This window comes from Halomonas tibetensis (assembly GCF_042643535.1).
Lineage (GTDB): Bacteria > Pseudomonadota > Gammaproteobacteria > Pseudomonadales > Halomonadaceae > Halomonas > Halomonas tibetensis.
The window spans coordinates 1-2,564 of the sequence record NZ_JBHRSQ010000032.1; the positions used below are offsets into that span (position 1 = coordinate 1).

Sequence of the window (2,564 nt, forward strand, 5' to 3'; positions counted from 1 at the left end):
AGCTGCCAGGTCACGCGCACGCGGCTACCGAAACGAGGCCAACTTCATCGCCATGATCTACCTGATTGGCAGCCCTGTGGGCCGCCTGCTTGATCAGGCCAAATCCACATGAAACGACGAAGAACCCATTTTTCTGGATGAACGTGCCAACAAGCGTATCCAATCATGGAACGCGCAGTTTGATATCTTTTAAGACTATTCGATGTTAATTTCTAGAAATTAAGGGATGTAAATGATAGAGCCAAAATATAAGAATTTGAACGCATTGTTCGCTGATAGAGTATTTAGAATACCCAAGTACCAAAGGTACTATTCGTGGGGGGCCAAGCAACGTAACGACCTGTTTGCAGATATAAAACAGTTGAAAGAAAAAGGTGTGGATCGCGACCATTTTATGGCGACGATTGTTTGCTATCAAACAGATGAAGTAAAAGAAATTGGATCTAAAGAGTATAGGCTTTATGATATTGTAGATGGTCAACAAAGGTTAACCACCCTTATAATTTTGCTTAAGTGTGTTCACCTGGCTTTGGGGGCAGGTGAGGAGAAGGATGAACTCGGAAAAATAATTGTAAAATCAGATGGAAATCTCATCCTGCTTCAAACGAATAACACGAACAAACATATTTTCAATAGCTTTATTCGTGATGGGGTTTTTCCTGCTAAAGACAAGGTTTCCACTCACGCAGATAGAAATATATTTCAAGGGGTTAGGGAGTGCAATCAATTCGTTGAAAAATGGACGGAAGATTATGGTGATTCACTCTCACTTTTGCGAATAATCAGGAACAAACTGGGGTTTGTTGTTTTTGATACCGACGACTCAAGAGTGGTGTATAGTCTTTTTGAAGTCTTAAATTCACGTGGGCTGGCAGTGGACTGGCTGGATAAATGTAAAAGCTCCTTGATGGGTATAGCGTTCGAAAAAGCTAAAACCGATGAGTCTCGTGCGAGTTACATTGAAGAGCTGAATGATCTTTGGGGAAATATATACAAAGAACTGTCAAGGTACCCAGTTCCAGGCCAAGAAATCCTAAGAGTCACTGCGACACTGTACACGGGCACGGAATCGGGAAAGCCCCAAAAGGCAGAGTCTGCACTAGCATCTTTGACCAATGCATGCTCTTCATCTGACGACACTGTAAAAATAAGTAACAGGATTCTGGGTGTCGCAGAGAAGCTTGTTAAGCTTCAGTCCAATATTCATCTTGGCCCCGTGACAGATGTATTGCAGGCTAGAGTTTTAGCTGTAGCAATTTCACTAACAGACTCGGTCACAGAGGATGAAAGATTAAAAATTTTAGAGCAGTGGGAGAAAGTTACATTTAGGATATATGGGCTCTTTGCTAAAGATTCGAGATCTAAGGTGGGAGACTATGTTCGTTTAGCGAATAAGATCATGAATAAGTCCGGTGGTGCATCAAGATATAGTGAAATAATGTCTGCGCTTCGTGATATTGGTTCTGACTACCCCATTGAACGTGCAGTTGAGGAAGAGCTAAAAGGAAAAGATATATATGATGGGAACCAAGAGGTAGTGCGTTACCTTTTGTGGCGTTATGAAGAGCATCTGGCGAAGAAGGCAGGTGTGAAAGCAGTCGTAAACGAAGAAATAAAAGCTGCAATATGGCAGGCAAGATCAGCAAATGAAAGTATTGAACATGTTATGCCTCAGAATCCTGAACCAGGTGGCGCATGGGATGGAAAGACTGACCCTGACGGTCGTTATGAGTTAATCGTTAATGGGATTGGAAATCTTATACTATTGCCTCAAGCGATAAATAGCGAAGCTAAAATACAGGGGTTTATAGCAAAGAAAGGTGTTTATAGAAAGTCTGAAGGTTTACGAATGATTCAAGAGATATTGGTTTGTGATGACTGGTCTCAAAAAGAAATAGAAGAAAGGGAGAAAAAATTACTTGAGTGGGTGGATTCTGAGTGGTCGGATTTGAGCGATTAAGTTGCCTAACAACGCACGGCTATCGGGAAAATTTCTCGCTTTTCTCTAAAATTTTTTGCAGAGTGCAGGTGTTATGCCTGCATGTGCCAAATTCCCAATTTTTTCCGACAAGTGCCCTTCCTGTCATCCGTGGCAGGAAGGGTAGCGGGCAGTTAGTCTTCAGTCTTCACCAGCCATCCCTCAACTGTCTCTGAACCAAACTTATCCTTCCACGCTTTCAGAGTCTTCTGGTTGCCGCCGCGGGTCTCGACCGTTTCGCCGGTGTTGGGGTTCTTGTAGATCTTCAGCTTGCGCTTTGCACGACCTGTGCCCTTGGCAGTGCTGGAGCCCTTGCCAGCCTCCTGGGTGGGATTCAGCAACTTGATGACTTCTGCCGCTGACTTATCGAATTCGCGCATCAGATGCTCGAGGTGGTTCTTGAAGTCCAACTCGGTCTTAAGGCGCTCGTCGTTCTTCAGCTTTTCCAACTCTTCCTGAAGCTGGGCGGTCTCAATGACCAAGTGCAACACGTAACCCATCAGGTACGGTGTTGCCATGACCTACTGCTACAGCCATCTCACTGCTGAAGACCGAGCCGCCATCATGATGATGCGAGCCACGCACT

Annotated in this window: 2 protein-coding genes; one reads left to right on the forward strand and one right to left on the reverse strand. The window is 44.3% G+C overall.

The features are described 5' to 3' along the window. The first annotated feature begins 232 nt into the window (after window positions 1-232). On the forward strand, window positions 233-1,960 hold the full coding sequence (locus tag ACFODV_RS15240) for a DUF262 domain-containing protein (protein WP_379760942.1): 1,728 nt from the start codon (window positions 233-235) through the stop codon (window positions 1,958-1,960). A gap of 152 nt (window positions 1,961-2,112) precedes the next feature. Here ACFODV_RS15240 and ACFODV_RS15245 read toward each other — a convergent pair whose 3' ends face one another. Further along, the gene (locus tag ACFODV_RS15245; protein WP_379760944.1) at window positions 2,113-2,496 is read right to left on the reverse strand and encodes a histone-like nucleoid-structuring protein, MvaT/MvaU family; all 384 of its coding nucleotides are present in this window, start codon (window positions 2,494-2,496) and stop codon (window positions 2,113-2,115) included. Between the last annotated feature and the right edge of the window lie 68 nt (window positions 2,497-2,564).

Coding starts and splice junctions, on each gene's coding strand:
- ACFODV_RS15240 (WP_379760942.1), top strand. CDS start 233: ATGATAGAGCCAAAATATAAGAATTTGAACGCATTGTTCGCTGATAGA.
- ACFODV_RS15245 (WP_379760944.1), bottom strand. CDS start 2,496: ATGGCAACACCGTACCTGATGGGTTACGTGTTGCACTTGGTCATTGAG.